The organism is Caulobacter mirabilis, assembly GCF_002749615.1.
In the GTDB taxonomy this organism is placed as follows: Bacteria; Pseudomonadota; Alphaproteobacteria; order Caulobacterales; family Caulobacteraceae; genus Caulobacter; species Caulobacter mirabilis.
Genome location: NZ_CP024201.1, coordinates 3,148,268 through 3,163,958, shown reverse-complemented (window position 1 = coordinate 3,163,958; position 15,691 = coordinate 3,148,268). Strand labels below are relative to the sequence as shown.

The following is a 15,691-nucleotide window of genomic DNA, read 5'->3' as shown; positions in this document are numbered from 1 at the left end:
ATCCTGACAGTTCCTACACATGACACCGGGGCGCGTGATGCGCTAAGGGCTCAAGCTGAGGATGCCCGAAGTCAGTCACGCCCCCCGTATCTCCGAAATTCTCGCCGGCATCGCCTCGGCGAAGCGCAAGACCGTATCCGTACGGGATGTGCTCGAGGCGTTCGGGGACCGCGCCTTCGGCGCCCTGATGTTCGTGTTCGCCGCGCCGGTGGCGTTGCCCATGCCGCCGGGCGTCTCGGCGATCCTCGGCGCGCCGCTGCTGTTCATCGCCGCCCAGCTGATGGTCGGCCGCCGCACGCTGTGGCTGCCGAGCTTCCTGGCCGACCGCACCATGAGCCGCGCCGACTTCGCCGGGCTGATGGAGAAGCTGTCGCCGTACCTGAGCTGGATCGAGCGCCGGCTGCGGCCGCGGTTGACCTTCCTCTACAATCGCTGGCTGGACGGGCTGACCGGCTTCATCTGCCTGGTGCTGGCGATCATCGTCTTCCTGCCCATCCCGTTCGGCAACATGCTGCCGGCGCTGGCGATCGCCGCCTTCGGCCTGGGCATCGCCGAGCGGGACGGCCTGTTGGGCGCGTTCGGCGGCCTGATCGCGGCGATCAGCATCGGCGTGCTGGCCTTCCTGTCCAGCGCCATCATCGCGGGGATCATGGCCTTCACCCTGGCGGTGGTCGAACGGCTCACGTGAGTTCGTAGTCCTCCAGCGCCGGCCGGCGGGTCATGCGGCTGTAGGTCAGGGTGTCGCCGCTCCAGTTGTTGGTGATCTTGCCGCTTTCGGTCTTGTACCAGCTGGAGCAGGAGCCGGCCCAGGACGTCTCGGTCAGGTCCTTCTGGAGCTGGGCGTTGAAACGGGCGAAGGCGTCGTCCCGGACCGCCAGCGCCTTCGCGCCCCTGGCCTTCATCGCCCGCATGGCCTCGATCATGTAGCCGACCTGGGCCTCGATCATGAAGATGATCGAGTTGTGGCCCAGGTTGGTGTTGGGTCCATAGAGCATGAACAGGTTCGGGAAGCCGGCGACCGTCATGCCGAGATAGGCCTCGGCGCCGTCCTTCCAGGCTTCATTCAGGGTCTTGCCGCCGCGGCCGACCACCTCGACCGGCGAGACGAAGTCGGTGGTCACGAAGCCGGTGCCGTAGATCACCACGTCGCAGACGTGCTCGACGCCGTCGCGGGTCTTCACGCCGTTCGGGGTGACCGCCTGGACCGCTTCGGTGACCAGCTCGACGTTCGGCCGGACCAGGGCCTGGTAGAAGTCGTCCGAGACCAGCACCCGCTTGCAGCCGATCTCGTAGTCCGGCGTCAGCTTGGCGCGCAGTTCGGGGTCCTGGACCACAGCGTGCAGGTAGTCGAGCGCCTGCTGGCGGAACTTGTCGGCCGCCTTGGTGCCCAGCTTGAAGGCCTGGAACCGCAGGTCCATCAGCTTCCAGATCAGCCAGCGCATCCCGCGGTCGACGGCTGGAACCGAGCGGAACAGAGACTTCTCGAAGTCGCTGAAGGCGCGATCGTTGCGCGGCACGATATAGTTGGGCGTCCGCTGGAAGACGACGACCTTGGCCGCCGTCTTGGCGATCTCGGGGATGTACTGGATGGCGCTGGCCCCCGCGCCGATGCAGGCGACCGCTTTGCCGGCCAGGTTGACGTCGTGCCGCCAGCGCGCCGAGTGCCAGCTCTCGCCCTTGAAGGTCTCCCGACCAGGGATGCCGGCGTAGCCCGGCTTGTTCAACTGACCCAGGCCGGAGACCAGCACCGGGGCCGCCAGGGTTTCGCCGCCCTTCAGCGTCACCCGCCAAAGGCTCGCGGCCTCGTCCCAGACGGCCGTCTCGACCTCGGCGCCGAAGCGGAAACGGTCGATGACGCCGAAGTCGCGGGCGACCTTCTCCATGTAGTCGCGGATTTCGTGGTGGGGAGAGAAGGCGCGGCTCCAGTCGGGATTGAGGGCGAACGACAGCGAGTAGAGGCGCGAGGGCACGTCGCAGCAGGCGCCGGGGTAGGTGTTGTCGCGCCAGGTGCCGCCGATCCGGTCGCCCTTCTCCAGCACGACGAAGCGCGAAAAGCCCGCCTCATGGAGTTTGATCGCCGCCGTCAGCCCGGCGAAGCCCGCGCCGATGACAATGGCGTCCAGATTGCCGTCCATACCCGTCGCTTCCCTGTGTGTTTTCACGAACTATTGCGCGTCCGGAAGGGCGGGGGAAGGCTCACCCAAGGTCACTTCAGCTTGCCTTCGCGCCTTGCCGGGTATGGAGTGGAGCCGTGGGGCGCGGACCTCGCGCTCCCTTCAAACCAAATGACGCGGCGAGGCCGCGGTCTCGCCGCCGAACGGTGGGAGACAACGCATGACTGCAAGGAAATCGGGCGCGGTTCGGGCGATCGCTTTGGTCGGCCCGAACGGCGCCGGTAAAACCACCCTCTTCGAGGCCCTGCTGCACGCCGCCGGCGCGACGGAGCGGCAGGCCGCCGTCGGCCAGCCCGGCTCGATCGGCGACGGCTCGCCCGAGGCGCGCGCCGCCGGCCAGAGCGTCGAGCTGAACCTGGCCGGCTTCGAATTCATGGGCGACCGTTACGCGCTGCTCGACTGTCCGGGCTCGGTGGAGTTCCGGGCCGAGGTCGACCACGCCCTGCCGGCCGCCGATCTGGCGATCGTGGTCATCGACCCCGACCCCGACAAGGCCGTTCTGGCCCAGCCCTGGCTACGCGAGATCGAGCGCCTGGGCCTGCCGCGGGCGATCTTCGTCAACCGCATCGACCAGGCCCGCGGCCGGGTGGACGAGCTGCTGCAGGCGCTCCAGGCCGTCAGCGCCGCGCCGCTGGTCGCGCGCCAGCTGCCGATCTGGCAGGACGACCACGTCGCCGGTTTCGTGGACCTGGCCCTGGAGCGGGCCTTCGTCTACCGGCCCGGCCAGCCGTCAGAGCAGGTCGACATCCCCGCCGACCTCAAGGACGAGGAGGCGGCGGCCCGCTTCCACATGCTCGAACAGATGGCGGATTTCGACGACGCCCTGATGGAGCTCCTGCTCAACGACGAGACCCCGGACCAGGGCGCGGTCTTCGCCGACATTGTGGCCGAGACCCGCGCCGCCCAGATCGCGCCGGTGTTCTTCGGGGCGGCCGCCAGCCGCAACGGCGTCGGCCGACTGCTCAAGGCGCTGCGGCACGACGCGCCGGAGCCGGCCGCGGCGGCGGCCCGGCTGGGGGCGGAGGGGCCCGCGGCCTATGTCGTGAAGACCAGCCACGCCGGCCAGGCGGGGAAGATGACCTGGGCCAGGGTGTTCGGCTCGCCGCTGGCCGACGGCGCCGAGTTGACCCTGCCGGACGGCGAGAAGGGACGGGTCAGCGGCCTGTTCTCTGTCCAGGGCCAGGCGACCAAGAAGATCGCCTCGGCGGATGTCGGCGACGTCATCGCCCTGGGCAAGATGGAGGACGCGCGGGCCGGCGACCTTCTGTCGGTGGGCAAGGCGACGCGGGCCAAGGTCGCGCCGCGCCCACGGTTCTCGGTGTTCGAGCTCGCTATCGCCACCCGTGACCGCAAGGACGATGTCCGACTGTCCGGCGCGCTGCAGAAGCTCATGGAGGAGGACGGCGGGCTGCGGCTGGTCCAGGACGCGGCGCTGCACGAGATGCGGCTGTGCGGCCAGGGCGAGGCGCATCTTCGGACGGCGATCGACCGGCTGAAGCGGCGCTACCAGGTCGAGGTCACGACCCAGACGCCTTCGACGCCCTACAAGGAGACCATCCGCAAGGCGGTCACCCAGCGCGGCCGTCACAAGAAGCAGACCGGCGGCCATGGCCAGTTCGGCGACGTGCTGCTGGAGATCCGGCCGCTGGCGCGCGGGGAGGGCTTCCAGTTCAGCGACCGGATCACCGGCGGGGTGGTGCCCAAACAGTGGATCCCGGCGGTGGAGCAGGGGGTGCGCGACGCCATGGAGCGAGGGCCGCTGGGCTTCCCGGTCGTGGACGTGGCGGTGACGCTGGTCGACGGCTCCTACCATGCCGTGGACTCCTCCGAGATGGCGTTCCGCACGGCCGGCCGGATCGGGATGATCGAGGGTCTGGCGCAGGCGGGGCCGATCCTGCTGGAGCCGATCGAGAAGCTGGTCATCCACGCGCCCGCCCAGACCACGGCGCGGATCACCTCCTCGATCTCCAACAAGCGTGGCCAGATCCTGGGCTACGACGCCCGCGCCGACTGGCCCGGCTGGGATGACATCGAGGTCTACATGCCGCACGAGGAGCGGCAGGACTTCATCCGCGACCTGCGGTCCATGACCCAGGGCCTCGGCGACTTCGAAGCCAGCTTCGCCCATATGGTCGAGCTCACCGGGCGCAAGGCCGACGAGGTCGCCCAGCGGGGCCGCGCGGCCTAGGTCGCGGCGATTTCAAATAAACGGAGGGGGCGTCCGTCTTGCGCGACGGGCGCCCCCTCTCCATTTCGAGCGGGTGCGAGGCCGCCGCGGGCGGACCGAGCCGGGAAACGAAGGGGAACGCGATGAAGTACAGAAGACTGGGCCGCACGGGCCTGTACGTGTCCGAGATCTGCCTGGGCGCGATGACCTTCGCCGGCCAGGAAGGCAGCATGTGGCGCGCCATCGGCAGTGTCGACCAGGCGGGCGTCGACGCCATGATCGGCCGGGCGCTGGAGGCCGGGGTCAACTTCATAGACACCGCCGACGTCTATTCGTCCGGCGAGTCCGAGCGGATGGTCGGGCAGGCTCTGAAGAACCTCGGCGTCAAGCGCAGCGACGTGGTCATCGCCACCAAGGTCTATGGCGAGATGGGCAAGGGCCCCAACGACCGCGGGGCCTCGCGCGGCCATATCATGGACGGGGTGAAGGCCAGCCTGGACCGCCTGGGCCTCGACCATATCGATCTCTACCAGATCCACGGGAACGACAGCATCACGCCCGTCGAGGAGACTCTGCGGGCGCTGGACGACCTCGTGCGCGAGGGGCTGGTCCGCTACGTCGGCTGCTCCAACTGGGCGGCCTGGAAGATGATGAAGGCCCATGGGATCGCCGATCATCGCGGCTACGCCCGCTTCGAGACGGTGCAGGCCTACTACTCGATCGCCGGCCGGGACCTGGAGCGGGACATCGTGCCGATGATGCAGGACCAGCAGATGGGGCTGATGGTCTGGTCGCCGCTGGCCGGCGGCCTGCTGTCGGGCAAGTTCGGGCGCGATGAGGACGGGCCGGAAGGCGCGCGCCGGGCCAGTTTCGACTTCCCGCCGGTGAACCGTGATCGGGCCTGGGACTGTATCGACGCGATGCGCAAGGTCGCCGACGCGCGCGCGGTGTCGGTGGCCCGGATCGCGCTGGCCTATGTGCTGAGCAAGCCGTTCGTGACCTCGGTGATCATCGGGGCCAAGACCAATGAGCAGCTCGACGACAACCTGGCCGCCGCCGAGATCGCCCTGACCGTCGATGAGATCGCGGCGCTGGACGAGGCCTCGAAGCTGCCGCCGGAATATCCGGGCTGGATGCTGGAGCGGCAGGGCGCCCACCGCGTGCCGCAGCCGTTCAAGCCGAAGGGCTGATCCTCCACGCCCGACGGTCCCGGCGAAGGCCGGGATCCAGATCGTAGGGCTGTGCGATTGTGTGAAGTCGCTCGGCGCGGAGGCTGAACCTGGGTCCCGGCCTTCGCCGGGATTAGGCGGAACTTTTGGCTTCCTTCGCCGCCCGCTTGGCGTCGTCCTTGGCGAAGGCGCGCAGGGCGTCCTTGCCGTTCCACCGCGCGGTGCGATCGGACGAGGCCGCCAGGCGCGCCGCGACCTCGCGGGCGGCGGCCTTGAGAGCCGGGCTCCGGCGCTGGCCGACCGAGCGCAGGGCCCAGTTGACGCCCTTTTTGACGAAGTTGCGGTCGTCCGTCGCCGCCGCCTCGATCAGGGCCAGGCCTTCGAGGAAGGGCTCGTCCGGACCGCCCTTGACGTGGCCGGCCAGGCTGGCCAGCAGGGCGAAGGCGGCGCGCTTGCCGAACTCGTCGTTCAGCGCCGACCATTCCCGCACCTTGCCGAAGGCGTGCGGGGTCTGGTCGAACAGCTTGAAACAGGCGGTGTCGCAGGTCGCCCAGTTGTCGAAGGTCGCGCGCCAGGCGTCCATCTGCTCGGGCGTCACCTGTTTGGGATCGTCGATGTGGCAGGCGACCATCTGGGCGTCGTACTGGCCGGTGTCCCACAGGGCGAGCGCCAGGTCGTGGCGCCGACGCAGCGGCTTGGCGATGGCCTGGACCCGGTTCATCCGTACGCCGAACGCCGTCGGCGCCTCGATGCCGTAGCGGGCTTTCATGGCCTCGCGATAGGGCTCTTCGGCCTGGGCACGCAACGCCGCCATGACGGCCTCGACCTCTGCCTTGAGCGCGGGATCGAGGTCGGCGGCGTTGCGTCCGGTGGTCATCAGGCCTCGGCCAGCTCGGGCAGCAGGGTGTCGAGGCGAACGTAGCCCGCCTCCATCCCGTACGCCATGTCCTGGGCGAGGACGAAGTCGCGGATCTCCTTGGACGGATAGATCATGGTGTTGCGGATGGTTGTGCGGCCGTCGCGCTCGATCAGCTCCAGGGTGACCAGGGTCTCGCTGGCCGGGTCGTCGTTGAAGAACTGGGTCTGGACGATCCGCTCGGGCGCAAGGACCTCGCGGTACTCGCCGCTCATGAACATCTCCTCGCCGTTCACACCGCGCCAGCCGTAGCGGTAGGCGCCGCCGACCTTCAGGTCGATCTCGCAGACCGGCATGGTCCAGCCCTCGGGGCCGAGCAGCCAGCGCTTCATCAGGGCCGGGGTGACGTGGCAGTCGAAGACCAGGGCGCGGGGGGCGTTGACGACGCGCTCGACGACGACTTCGCGGTCGGACGGGGTGCTGACCTGGACGGGCATGGGTCTCTCCTTCTGAGGGGGTGTCAGTTCTTTGTGGCTTGCAGTTCGGCGAGCAGGTCGTCGAGCCGCTGGTAGTTGGTCTCCCAGATCGCCCGGTAGTCCTCGAGCCAGGCGACGGCCTGGGCCATCGGCTCGCCCTCGATGCGCCGGGGACGACGCTGGGCGTCCTGGCCGCGCGAGATCAGGCCCGCGCGCTCCAGGACCTTCAGATGCTTGGAAATCGCCGGCTGGCTCATGGCGAAGGGCTCGGCCAGCTCGGCGACGGAGGCCTCGCCGGTCGCCAGCCGCGCCAGGATCGCCCGACGGGTCGGGTCGGCGAGGGCGGCGAAGGTCGCGTCGAGACGCTGTGACGGGGTCATTTCCATAACCAAATAGTTCTAGAACTAAATGGTTATGTAAAGGGGAAATCCTCCCCACTGGGGGAGGGGGTGAGGAGCGACGTCGCGCGTTTGCGCGACGTTGTCGATCGCCAGCGGCGATCGCCGCGACGAACGCCCGCGACGCTGTCGCGGGCTGGGGCGCAGCAGGGGGAGGGGGCCTAAGGCCCAAAGAAAAAGGGCCGAACCCTGCCGGGTTGGCCCTCTCCACCACCCTTCGGGTGGTCCCCCTCTCCCGGCGGGAGAGGGGTGCTTTCTAGAACCCCAGCGCCTTGGCGTAGCGGTCGCGGTGGTAGCCGGCGCCGCCGAACAGCTGCTCGGCCACGCGGGCGCGTTTGAGGAACAGGCCGGCGTCATGGACGTCGGTCATGCCGATGCCGCCGTGCATCTGGACCATCTCGTTGCTGACCAGGTGCGCCAGCTCGCTCGCCTTGGCCTTGGCCAGGGAGGCGGCGGCGCGGTTGTCCCTGCCGCCGGCGTCCAGGCCTTCGAGGGCGGCCTCGATGCAGGAGCGGGTGGTCTCCAGGTCGGTGAACATCTTGGCCGCGCGGTGCTGCAGCGACTGGAAGGTCCCGATCACCTGGCCGAACTGGGTCCGGGTCTTGAGGTAGTCGAGGGTGATTTCGAAGGCCTGCAGGGCGCTGCCGAGCATCTCGGCCGACAGGCCGATCCGGGCGCGGTCGAGCACCGGCTCCAGGACGTCCCAGCCCTTGTCGGCCTCGCCCAGCAGCTCGCCGGCGGCGCCGTCGAAGGTGATCTGCGCCGCGCCGCGGCTGTCGGCCAGGGCCAGATGCTCGCGGGTCACGCCGGCGGCGTTCGGATCGACCAGGAAGAGGCTGATCCCGGCCGTCTCGCCCGGCTTGCCGCCGGTGCGGGCCGCGACGATCAGCAGGTCGGCGGCGTCGCCGTCGATCACGAAGGTCTTCTTGCCGGTCAGCCTGTAGCCGTCGCCGGCCTTCTCCGCCTTGAGGGCGATCCGCTCGGGCGCGTGGTGAGCGGTCTCGTCCACGGCCAGGGCGGTCACGATCGCCCCCTCGGCGATCTTGGGCAGCCATTCGGCCTTCTGGGCCTCGCCGCCCGCCAGCGTCAGGGCCGAAGCGCCGATCAGGGCGGTCGACAGGAGCGGGGAAGCGGTCAGGGTGCGGCCGGTCTCTTCCAGCACCAGGCCCAGGCTCAGGTAGCCGAATTCCGACCCGCCGAAGGCTTCCGGCACGATCACCCCGGCCCAGCCCATCTGGCCCATCTCGGCCCAGGTCGCGGCGTCGAAACTGGCGCCCGTGCCGCCGTCGCGCAGGGCGCGCAGCTTGGTCACCGGCGAGGACTCCTGCGCCCAGCTCTTGGCCGCGTCGCGCAGCATGGTCTGTTCTTCGGTCAGGACGGCCATGTCAGGCGTGCTCCCTCGTTGCATGTCGTTGGGCCCAGTCGAGGGCCTGTTCCAGACGGTCGTTGCCCCAGAAGAGCTCGCCGTCGGCGGTGATGAAGCTGGGCGAGCCGAAGACGCCGCGCGCCTTGGCCTGCTCCACGTGGTCCTTGAGGCGGGCCTTCACGTCCGCGCCCTGGGCGGCGGCGAAGACCGCTTCCGGCGCGGCGCCGACCTCCTCCACCAGCGGGGCCAGGACCTCCGGGCTGGAGATATCCTGGTCGGCGACGAAGTTGGCCTCGTAGACCTTCTTGCTGAAGGCCGGCGTCCAGCCGTCCTCCAGGCCGACGATGGCGACGCGGGCGGCCAGCAGGGCGTTGCGCGGGAACTGGCTGGGGTGGACGAGGGGCAGGCCCTCTTCCTCGCAGACCCGCTCCAGGTCGCGCCACATGTACTTCCCCTTTACGGGGACGACGTTGAACGGGCTGTCGCGGAGGCCCTGCTGCTCATGGAACAGCGGACCCAGCAGGAACGGCCGCCAGGCGATCGCCACGCCCGCCTCGTCCGCCAAGCGCTCGATGCGCATGGCGGCGGGATAGGAGTAGGTCGAGGCGAACTCGTACCAGAACTCGATCATCGTCTTGGCGTCGGCGTCTACTGGTGGTCCAGCAGGCCCAGGACCCGCTTGGCGACGACGTTCAGGTTGATCTCGCTGGTGCCGCCCTCGATGGAGTTGGCCTTGGCGCGCAGCATCGAGCGCAGGGCCGCGACCTCGCCCGGCTTGAAGGCGTCGCCCTCCCAGCCCAGGCCCTGCAGGCCCAGCGCCTCGACGGTCAGCTCGGTGCGTTCCTGGTTCAGCTTGGCGGCCGCGTACTTGATGATCGAGGTGGCGGCGCTGGGCCCCTTGCTGGCCTTCGCCTCGGCCTCGGCCCGGCGGACGGTCAGCAGGAAGGCGTGCTGGTCCATCTTGTGGGCGGCGATGCGGGCGCGCAGGTCGGCGTCGGCGATGCGGCCCTGGTCGTCCACGCCGACATGCTCCTTGGCCGCCTCGACCATGTCGATGCCGCCGCCGCCGCCGAAGCCGCCGGCGGAGATGTTCTGGCGCTCATACTGGAGCAGTCGCTTGGCGATCTCCCAGCCGCCGTTCAGCTTGCCGACCAGCTGTTCCTTGGGGACCTTCACGTCGGTGAAGAAGGTTTCGCAGAAGGGCGAACTGCCGCTGATCAGCTTGATCGGGCGGGTCTCGACGCCCGGGCTGGTCATGTCGAACAGCACGAAGGAGATGCCCTCATGCTTCTTGCTGGTGTCGGTGCGCACCAGGCAGAAGATCCAGTCGGCCTGGTCGGCGTAGCTGGTCCAGACCTTCTGGCCGTTGATCAGATAGTGGTCGCCTTTGTCCTCGCAGCGGGTCTGCAGCGAGGCGAGGTCGGAGCCGGCGCCGGGTTCGGAGTAGCCCTGGCACCAGCGGATCTTGCCCTTCACGATGTCGGGCAGGAAACGCTGCTTCTGCTCCTCGGTGGCGTACTCGAGCAGCACCGGGCCGAGCATCCAGACGCCGAAGCTCATCAGGGCCGGGCGGGCCTTGATGCGGCGCAGCTCGCTCTCCAGCACCTTGTTCTGCTCACGGCTCAGGCCGCCGCCGCCGTACTCCTTGGGCCACATCGGCGCGGTCCAGCCCTTCTCGGCCATGCGGTCGAGCCAGAGCTGCGCGTCCGGGTTCTTCGGAGCGAACCGGCGGCCGCCCCAGGGGGCCTCCGACTCGTCGTCCATCGGCGCCTTGAGCGAAGGGGGGTAGTTGGCTTCGAGCCAGGCGCGCGCCTCGGCGCGGAAGGCCTCCAGATCGGTCCCGCCGAAATCGGCCATGACGTCCTCCCTAGGGTGTTCTGTTGCGGCGCACATTAGCGCGCCATCCCGTTGGGGCAAGCGGGTTCAAACGATTGTTCGAAGGGTAATCGCCTCCTCCAGCTTCCGCACTGCGCGACTTGGGCGGGGTGTGGTTATAGTCCTGCTGGTTGGCGCGGGATTCGAATGCAGCTGTTTCGTGAACTGAGGCCGGCGCTTCTCGGCGTCGGACCGACGGTCGGCGCCATCGCCGCCCTGACGGCCGGGGTCATGCTCCTGGCCTCGGGCGCGACGCCGTCGGACCCGTCGCGGTTCCTGCACCTGCTGCGCTTCACGCCCCAGATCCTGATCGAGGCCAGCCACTTCCTGTCCTCGATCCTCGGCATCGTCCTGGTGTTGCTGGCGTTCGGCCTGCGCGCCCGTCTGGATGCGGCCTGGACCGCGACCCTGGTGACCCTGGTGTTGGCGACCCTGCTGGCGCCGTTCAAGGGTTTCAACTGGGAGGAGGCTGCGGTCCTGATCGTCTGCATCCTGGTCGTGTCGCCGTTGCATCCGGCCTTTCCGCGTCAGGCGCGGCTGTCGCGGATGGAGATTACGCCCGGCTGGCTGCTGTCGGCGGCCGCGGTCCTGGTCGGCGCCGGGATGCTGGGCTGGTGGTCGTTCGCCAACGCCGACTATGGCGACGTGCCGGTCTGGCGGCTGGTGGCGGACCAGGACGTGGAGCGGGCGATCCGCTCCTCTCTCGGCGCGGCCATGGCGCTCCTGCTGTTCGGTCTTTGGCGGATGTTCGTCATGCCGGCCAAGCCCCAGGTGGCCGACGACCACGATCCGGACTTTCAGCGCGTGCGGGCGATCCTGGCCAAGGCCGAGTGGTCGCAGCCGGACTCCAACCTGGCTCTGCTGGGCGACAAGCGGTTCCTGTTCTCGCCGTCGGGCGAGACCTTCCTGATGTTCGGCGTCCGCGGTCGCTCCTGGATCGCCATGGACGGGCCGGTCGGCAATCCCAACGAGCGGATGGAGCTGCTGTGGCGCTTCCGCGAGCTGGCCGACGCCCGGGCGGCGCGGCCGGCCCTCTACGGCATCGGCCCCGAGGACCTGCCCGACGCCGTTGAGCTGGGCTTTTCGATCCAGAAGATCGGCGAGGCCGCCGCCGTGCCGCTGGAGAGCTTCTCGCTGGCCGGCCGTCGGCGAGAGGTGCTGCGGCGCAACTGGCGCAAGGCCGGGGAGGGCGGGGCCTCGTTCGAGGTGCTGGCGCCCGAGCGGACGCTCGAGGTGATGGACGAGCTGAAGGCCATCTCGGACGAGTGGCTGGGGCACCATTCCGGCGGCGAGAAGGCCTTTTCGCTGGGCGGGTTCATCCCGCGCTACGTCGGCGAATTCCCGGTGGCGGTGGTGCGGGTCGACGGCCGGATCGTCGCCTTCGCCACCCTGTGGCCGACGGCGACGCGAAAGTCCTTTTCTATGGACCTGATGCGCTACGGCGACGGAGCGCCGAAGAACGTCATGGACTACCTGTTCGTCGAGCTGCTCGAATGGGGCCGGGAGCAGGGCTACGCCGCGTTCGATTTCGGCGCCGCGCCGCTGGCGGGGCTGGAGGATCGCCCCCTGGCGCCGATCATGTCGCGCGTCGGCCGGCTGCTCTTCGAGCGGGGCGAGGAAATCTACAACTTCCGCGGCGTGCGCCGATACAAGGACAAGTACGATCCGCTGTGGCAGCCGCGCTATGTCGCCGCGCCGCACAAGTGGCAGATCCCGATGATCCTCGCCGACGTCGGCCTGCTGTCTTCCGGCGGCGTGGCGGGGCTGACCCGGCGAGCGCCGAAACGGCCGGCGGCGGAGGACTGATCGCAGGCCCTAGCGCCCGGTGTGGAAGCCGAGCAGGTTCACCAGGTGGACCGTCATCAGCAACGTCCCGGCGGCCGCGAACACCATCACCGTGCGCCACGGAATCATCCGTACGCCCTTGGCCAGATCGGCCGGCCGTGAGCCGCGCCAGCCGGCGAAGACGGTGAGCGCCAGGAAGGCGCCGACGATGGCGGAAGTCACGGGCAGGTCCATTTTCGCCAGATGGCGGGCCCGCGCCGGCTTGGCAAGCTTCGTCCACAGCAAATCGTCGCACACGCCAGATTTGGGGTTAACGGCGCGTTTACACACTACATGTCGGTGGCTAGCGTCCTCCTACTGGTGCCGGAGGTGCGATTCGAATGACGGCGGGGGCGCCCTGGAGCGTGAAGGGTATCGACCCGAAAGCGCGGGAGATCGCCAAGGATCTCGCGCGGCGTTCGGGAATGACCCTGGGCGAATGGCTGAACCGGATGATCGTCGAGGGCGAGGCTCCGGCGTCGCCTGACACCGCCCACGACCACGCCTTCGACAGTCCCGACGAGCCGATCGCCATCGCCATGCCCGGACGCGGCGGCGGCTCCCGCTATGAGGTTCCGGGACATCCAGCCGACGAGGTCGGCCGCATCGCCGAGGCGATGGAGCGGCTGACCCAGCGCATCGAGGCGGCGGAGCAGCGCTCGACCCTGGCGATCAGCGGCATCGACCAGTCGGTGCGCGGCGCCCTGTCTCGCCTGGAGAACACCGAACGCGACCAGGTCGCCATCGCCTCGCGCTTCGAGGGCGCAATCGGCGATCTGCGCACCGAGCACGAAACGGCCGACGAGCGGCTACGCCGCATGGAGCGTGACGCCGCCGGTCCGCGTTCCGCCGAGGCCCTGCGCGCGCTCGAAGGCATGATGGGCAAGGTCGCCAGCCAGTTCTACGAGAGCGAAGGCCGCACCCGCGACGCCCTGGTGGGGGTGGAAGGCCGCCTGGCCCAGATCGAGAAGTCCGATCCGGCCAACCTGGTCGACGCCGTCGCCATCCGGGTGGCCGAGCGTCTGGAGCAGGCCGAGGCGCGCACGACGTCGGCCCTGCGCGACATGGGCGCCTCCTTCGTCGCCCTGGACCGCCGCCTGAAGGCGGTCGAGGCCGGCAGTGGCGGCGCCGAGCGGCTGGAATCCCTGGCGCTCGACCTGACTCGCCGCCTCGAGGCGACCCGCGCCGACCTGTCGGAGAAGCTCGCGGCCTCGGCCGAGGCCCGCTTCGACCGCATGGATCGCCGCCTGTCGGAGATGGCCCAGCACATCGGGGCGGCCGAGACCCGTTCGGCCGAGGCGATCGAGCGCATGGGGCGGGAGATGGTCAACATGGCCGACAGCTTCAGCCGGAAAGTGCAGGGCGTGGAGCATCGCGGCGCTGACGCGGTGGAGCAGATCGGCGGCGAAGTCGCCCGCATCGCCGCCGCCGTCGAGCAGAAGCTCAGTCGCGCCGATACGGTTCAGGCCCAGGCCCTGGAGAAGCTGGGCGGCGAGATCGCCCGCATCACCGAGCGCCTCTCCGAGCGGATCGCCAACTCCGAACGCCGCGGCGCCCTGGCCATCGACGAGATCGGCGAGCAGGTGGCGCGCGTCACCGAACGCATCGGCCAGCGCCAGGAGCGCTCGGCGACCGACCTGGCCGAGCGTATCCGGCAGAGCGAGGAACGCACCGCCCGGCTGCTCGAGGAGGCGCGCGAGAAGATCGACGCCAGCCTGAACAGCAACCACCGCCGCCTGGTCGAACAGGTCACGCCGCCTGCGGCCGTGGCCGCGGCCCAGCCGTCCGTCCAGGCCCCGCCGCTGCGCGATCCGTTCGCGACCGATCCTTTCGCCGCGCCGGTCCGCGGCTTCGCCGAGGAAGCGTACGCGCCGCAGGCCTTCGCCCAGATGCCGCCGCCCGAGGCGCGTCCGGAGCCGACCCCCGCGGCGGCCGCCCAGCCGGCGCCGTTCCCCGCGCCCGAGCGGGCGGAGCCGGCCTTCTCGCAGGAAGACTTCGACGCCGCCGACGGCTTCGATCCGATCGACGAGTTCGAGACCGTCGACGCCGGACCGGTCATCCCCGACGCGCCGGAGGTTCCGGCCGCGCCGGTGATCACGCCGCCGCCGGTCGAGGACTTCGCCCAGCCCCGGTCGACGCGCGAGGTGATCGAGCAGGCCCGTATGGCCGCCCGCGCCGCCAGCGCGCCGGACAAGGCCGCGCCGCAGGCTCGCCGCGGCCTGTTCGGCGGCGGCGAGAAGAAGGCCAAGCGCCGCGCCGGCGGCTCGTCGCTGCAGAGCTGGGTCGTGCTGCTGGCCGGCACGGCCACGGCGGTCGGCGTCGGCGGCTTCGGCTACCTGGTCTGGAAGGACAGTCTCGGCGTCGGCGGTCCCGCCAGCGCGCGCGTCGCGGCCATGGCCAAGGTCACCGAGGCCGACGCCAAGGGCGAGATCAAGACCGGCGAGGCCGACACGACGCCGACCCTGCCGACTTCGCCGCGCCTGGCGGTGGCGATCGCCCCCGGCCTGACGCCGACCCCGAGCGCCGCCGCTCCGGCTCCGGCCCTGGCCGGCGCGCCGTCCGCGCCCGCTCCTGCCGCGACGACGCCTCCACCGCAGCCCGCGCCGACGGAAACGCCGGCCTCGCTCTACGCCGAGGGCGTGCGCCGCATCGAGGCCAAGGATTCCACGGGCCTGGAGACCCTGCGCCGCGCGGCCAACCTCGGCTATGCGCCCGCCCAGTTCTACCTGTCCAAGCTGTATGAGAACGGCGAGGGCGGGGTGCGCAAGAACGAGGGCGAGGCCCGTCGCTGGACCGAGCGCGCCGCGCAGGGCGGCGATCCCAAGGCCATGCACAACCTGGGCCTCGCCTATTTCCACGGCACGGGCGGTCCGACCAACAAGACCTCCGCCGCCCAGTGGTTCCGCCGCGCCGCCGACCTCGGCATGGGCGACAGCCAGTACAACCTGGCCAGCCTCTACGAGCAGGGCTACGGCGTGAGCCAGAACGCCGCCGAGGCCTACAAGTGGTACCTGATCGCCGCGCGCCAGGGCGACGCCGAGGCGCGCCAGAGCGCCGAGCGGGTCAAGAAGGCCCTGTCGCCGGAAGCCCGCGCCGCCGCCGAGCGGTCGGCGACCGGCTTCCGCTCTTCGGTCCGCAACGCCTCGACCCGCGCGCCCGCGGTGGCGGAAGGCGGTTCGAGCGTGCTGTCGGCCCAGCGCGGCCTGTCGGTGCTGGGCTACTACCGCGGCCCGCAGGACGGCGTGTCGTCCCAGGCGCTGAAGGGCGCGATCCAGGCGTTCCAGCGCGACAAGCGGTTGCCGGCGACGGGAAACCTTGACGCCGAGACGCTCTCGCAGCTTTCCATCTACGCGCGGTAGCGTCCCGTCCGGGCGCTGAGCGGAGAG

Annotated in this window: 13 protein-coding genes; 5 read left to right on the top strand and 8 right to left on the bottom strand. The window is 70.0% G+C overall.

The window, feature by feature from the left end:
- Positions 1-61: 61 nt before the first annotated feature.
- A complete protein-coding gene (locus tag CSW64_RS15140) occupies positions 62-688 on the top strand; it encodes an exopolysaccharide biosynthesis protein (protein WP_099622881.1) in 627 nt (208 codons plus the stop codon).
- Here CSW64_RS15140 and CSW64_RS15135 read toward each other — a convergent pair.
- On the bottom strand, positions 681-2,135 hold the full coding sequence (locus CSW64_RS15135; protein WP_216361186.1) for a flavin-containing monooxygenase: 1,455 nt from the start codon (positions 2,133-2,135) through the stop codon (positions 681-683). The genes CSW64_RS15140 and CSW64_RS15135 overlap by 8 nt on opposite strands.
- 199 nt (positions 2,136-2,334) lie before the next feature.
- Here CSW64_RS15135 and CSW64_RS15130 point away from each other — a divergent pair, with 199 nt between their 5' ends.
- A complete protein-coding gene (locus CSW64_RS15130) occupies positions 2,335-4,362 on the top strand; it encodes an elongation factor G (protein WP_099622880.1) in 2,028 nt (675 codons plus the stop codon).
- Positions 4,363-4,484: 122 nt separating this feature from the next.
- A complete protein-coding gene (locus tag CSW64_RS15125; protein ID WP_099622879.1) occupies positions 4,485-5,531 on the top strand; it encodes an aldo/keto reductase in 1,047 nt (348 codons plus the stop codon).
- A 112-nt stretch (positions 5,532-5,643) separates the two neighbouring features.
- Here CSW64_RS15125 and CSW64_RS15120 read toward each other — a convergent pair whose 3' ends face one another.
- From CSW64_RS15120 to CSW64_RS15095, 6 genes are all read right to left on the bottom strand, one after another.
- Positions 5,644-6,387, bottom strand: a complete 744-nt coding sequence (locus tag CSW64_RS15120; protein ID WP_245863724.1) for a DNA alkylation repair protein — start codon at positions 6,385-6,387, stop codon at positions 5,644-5,646.
- Positions 6,387-6,863, bottom strand: coding sequence for an SRPBCC family protein (locus CSW64_RS15115; protein WP_099622878.1), 477 nt, complete (start codon positions 6,861-6,863; stop codon positions 6,387-6,389). Before CSW64_RS15115 ends, CSW64_RS15120 begins: the two co-directional genes overlap by 1 nt.
- A 23-nt stretch (positions 6,864-6,886) precedes the next feature.
- Positions 6,887-7,222 (bottom strand): ArsR/SmtB family transcription factor, encoded by a 336-nt coding sequence (locus tag CSW64_RS15110; protein ID WP_099624281.1) that lies wholly within the window; start codon positions 7,220-7,222, stop codon positions 6,887-6,889.
- Between the two features lie 274 nt (positions 7,223-7,496).
- Positions 7,497-8,624 carry an acyl-CoA dehydrogenase family protein gene (locus tag CSW64_RS15105; RefSeq protein ID WP_099622877.1) on the bottom strand — a complete coding sequence of 376 codons (1,128 nt, stop codon included), beginning with the start codon at positions 8,622-8,624 and terminating at the stop codon, positions 7,497-7,499.
- Position 8,625: 1 nt separating this feature from the next.
- Positions 8,626-9,237: a 2-hydroxychromene-2-carboxylate isomerase gene (locus CSW64_RS15100; RefSeq protein ID WP_099622876.1), complete on the bottom strand. Its 612-nt coding sequence runs from the start codon at positions 9,235-9,237 to the stop codon at positions 8,626-8,628.
- Positions 9,238-9,254: 17 nt separating this feature from the next.
- A complete protein-coding gene (locus CSW64_RS15095; protein WP_099622875.1) occupies positions 9,255-10,463 on the bottom strand; it encodes an acyl-CoA dehydrogenase family protein in 1,209 nt (402 codons plus the stop codon).
- A 165-nt stretch (positions 10,464-10,628) separates the two neighbouring features.
- On the opposite strand from CSW64_RS15095, the gene CSW64_RS15090 reads away from it, so the two are divergent.
- Positions 10,629-12,287, top strand: a complete 1,659-nt coding sequence (locus CSW64_RS15090; RefSeq protein ID WP_099622874.1) for a GNAT family N-acetyltransferase — start codon at positions 10,629-10,631, stop codon at positions 12,285-12,287.
- Positions 12,288-12,296: 9 nt separating this feature from the next.
- Here CSW64_RS15090 and CSW64_RS15085 read toward each other — a convergent pair whose 3' ends face one another.
- Positions 12,297-12,488: a hypothetical protein gene (locus tag CSW64_RS15085; RefSeq protein WP_342745820.1), complete on the bottom strand. Its 192-nt coding sequence runs from the start codon at positions 12,486-12,488 to the stop codon at positions 12,297-12,299.
- Positions 12,489-12,646: 158 nt separating this feature from the next.
- Here CSW64_RS15085 and CSW64_RS15080 point away from each other — a divergent pair, with 158 nt between their 5' ends.
- Positions 12,647-15,664 (top strand): peptidoglycan-binding protein, encoded by a 3,018-nt coding sequence (locus CSW64_RS15080; RefSeq protein WP_099622873.1) that lies wholly within the window; start codon positions 12,647-12,649, stop codon positions 15,662-15,664.
- Positions 15,665-15,691: the final 27 nt, after the last annotated feature.

Excerpts from the sequence above, each read along its gene's own strand:
- CSW64_RS15100 (WP_099622876.1), bottom strand. The coding sequence starts at position 9,237 with ATGATCGAGTTCTGGTACGAGTTCGCCTCGACCTACTCCTATCCCGCC.
- CSW64_RS15120 (WP_245863724.1), bottom strand. The coding sequence starts at position 6,387 with ATGACCACCGGACGCAACGCCGCCGACCTCGATCCCGCGCTCAAGGCA.
- CSW64_RS15135 (WP_216361186.1), bottom strand. The coding sequence starts at position 2,135 with ATGGACGGCAATCTGGACGCCATTGTCATCGGCGCGGGCTTCGCCGGG.
- CSW64_RS15140 (WP_099622881.1), top strand. The coding sequence starts at position 62 with ATGCCCGAAGTCAGTCACGCCCCCCGTATCTCCGAAATTCTCGCCGGC.
- CSW64_RS15090 (WP_099622874.1), top strand. The coding sequence starts at position 10,629 with ATGCAGCTGTTTCGTGAACTGAGGCCGGCGCTTCTCGGCGTCGGACCG.
- CSW64_RS15125 (WP_099622879.1), top strand. The coding sequence starts at position 4,485 with ATGAAGTACAGAAGACTGGGCCGCACGGGCCTGTACGTGTCCGAGATC.
- CSW64_RS15095 (WP_099622875.1), bottom strand. The coding sequence starts at position 10,463 with ATGGCCGATTTCGGCGGGACCGATCTGGAGGCCTTCCGCGCCGAGGCG.
- CSW64_RS15130 (WP_099622880.1), top strand. The coding sequence starts at position 2,335 with ATGACTGCAAGGAAATCGGGCGCGGTTCGGGCGATCGCTTTGGTCGGC.
- CSW64_RS15110 (WP_099624281.1), bottom strand. The coding sequence starts at position 7,222 with ATGACCCCGTCACAGCGTCTCGACGCGACCTTCGCCGCCCTCGCCGAC.
- CSW64_RS15105 (WP_099622877.1), bottom strand. The coding sequence starts at position 8,624 with ATGGCCGTCCTGACCGAAGAACAGACCATGCTGCGCGACGCGGCCAAG.
- CSW64_RS15115 (WP_099622878.1), bottom strand. The coding sequence starts at position 6,863 with ATGCCCGTCCAGGTCAGCACCCCGTCCGACCGCGAAGTCGTCGTCGAG.
- CSW64_RS15080 (WP_099622873.1), top strand. The coding sequence starts at position 12,647 with ATGACGGCGGGGGCGCCCTGGAGCGTGAAGGGTATCGACCCGAAAGCG.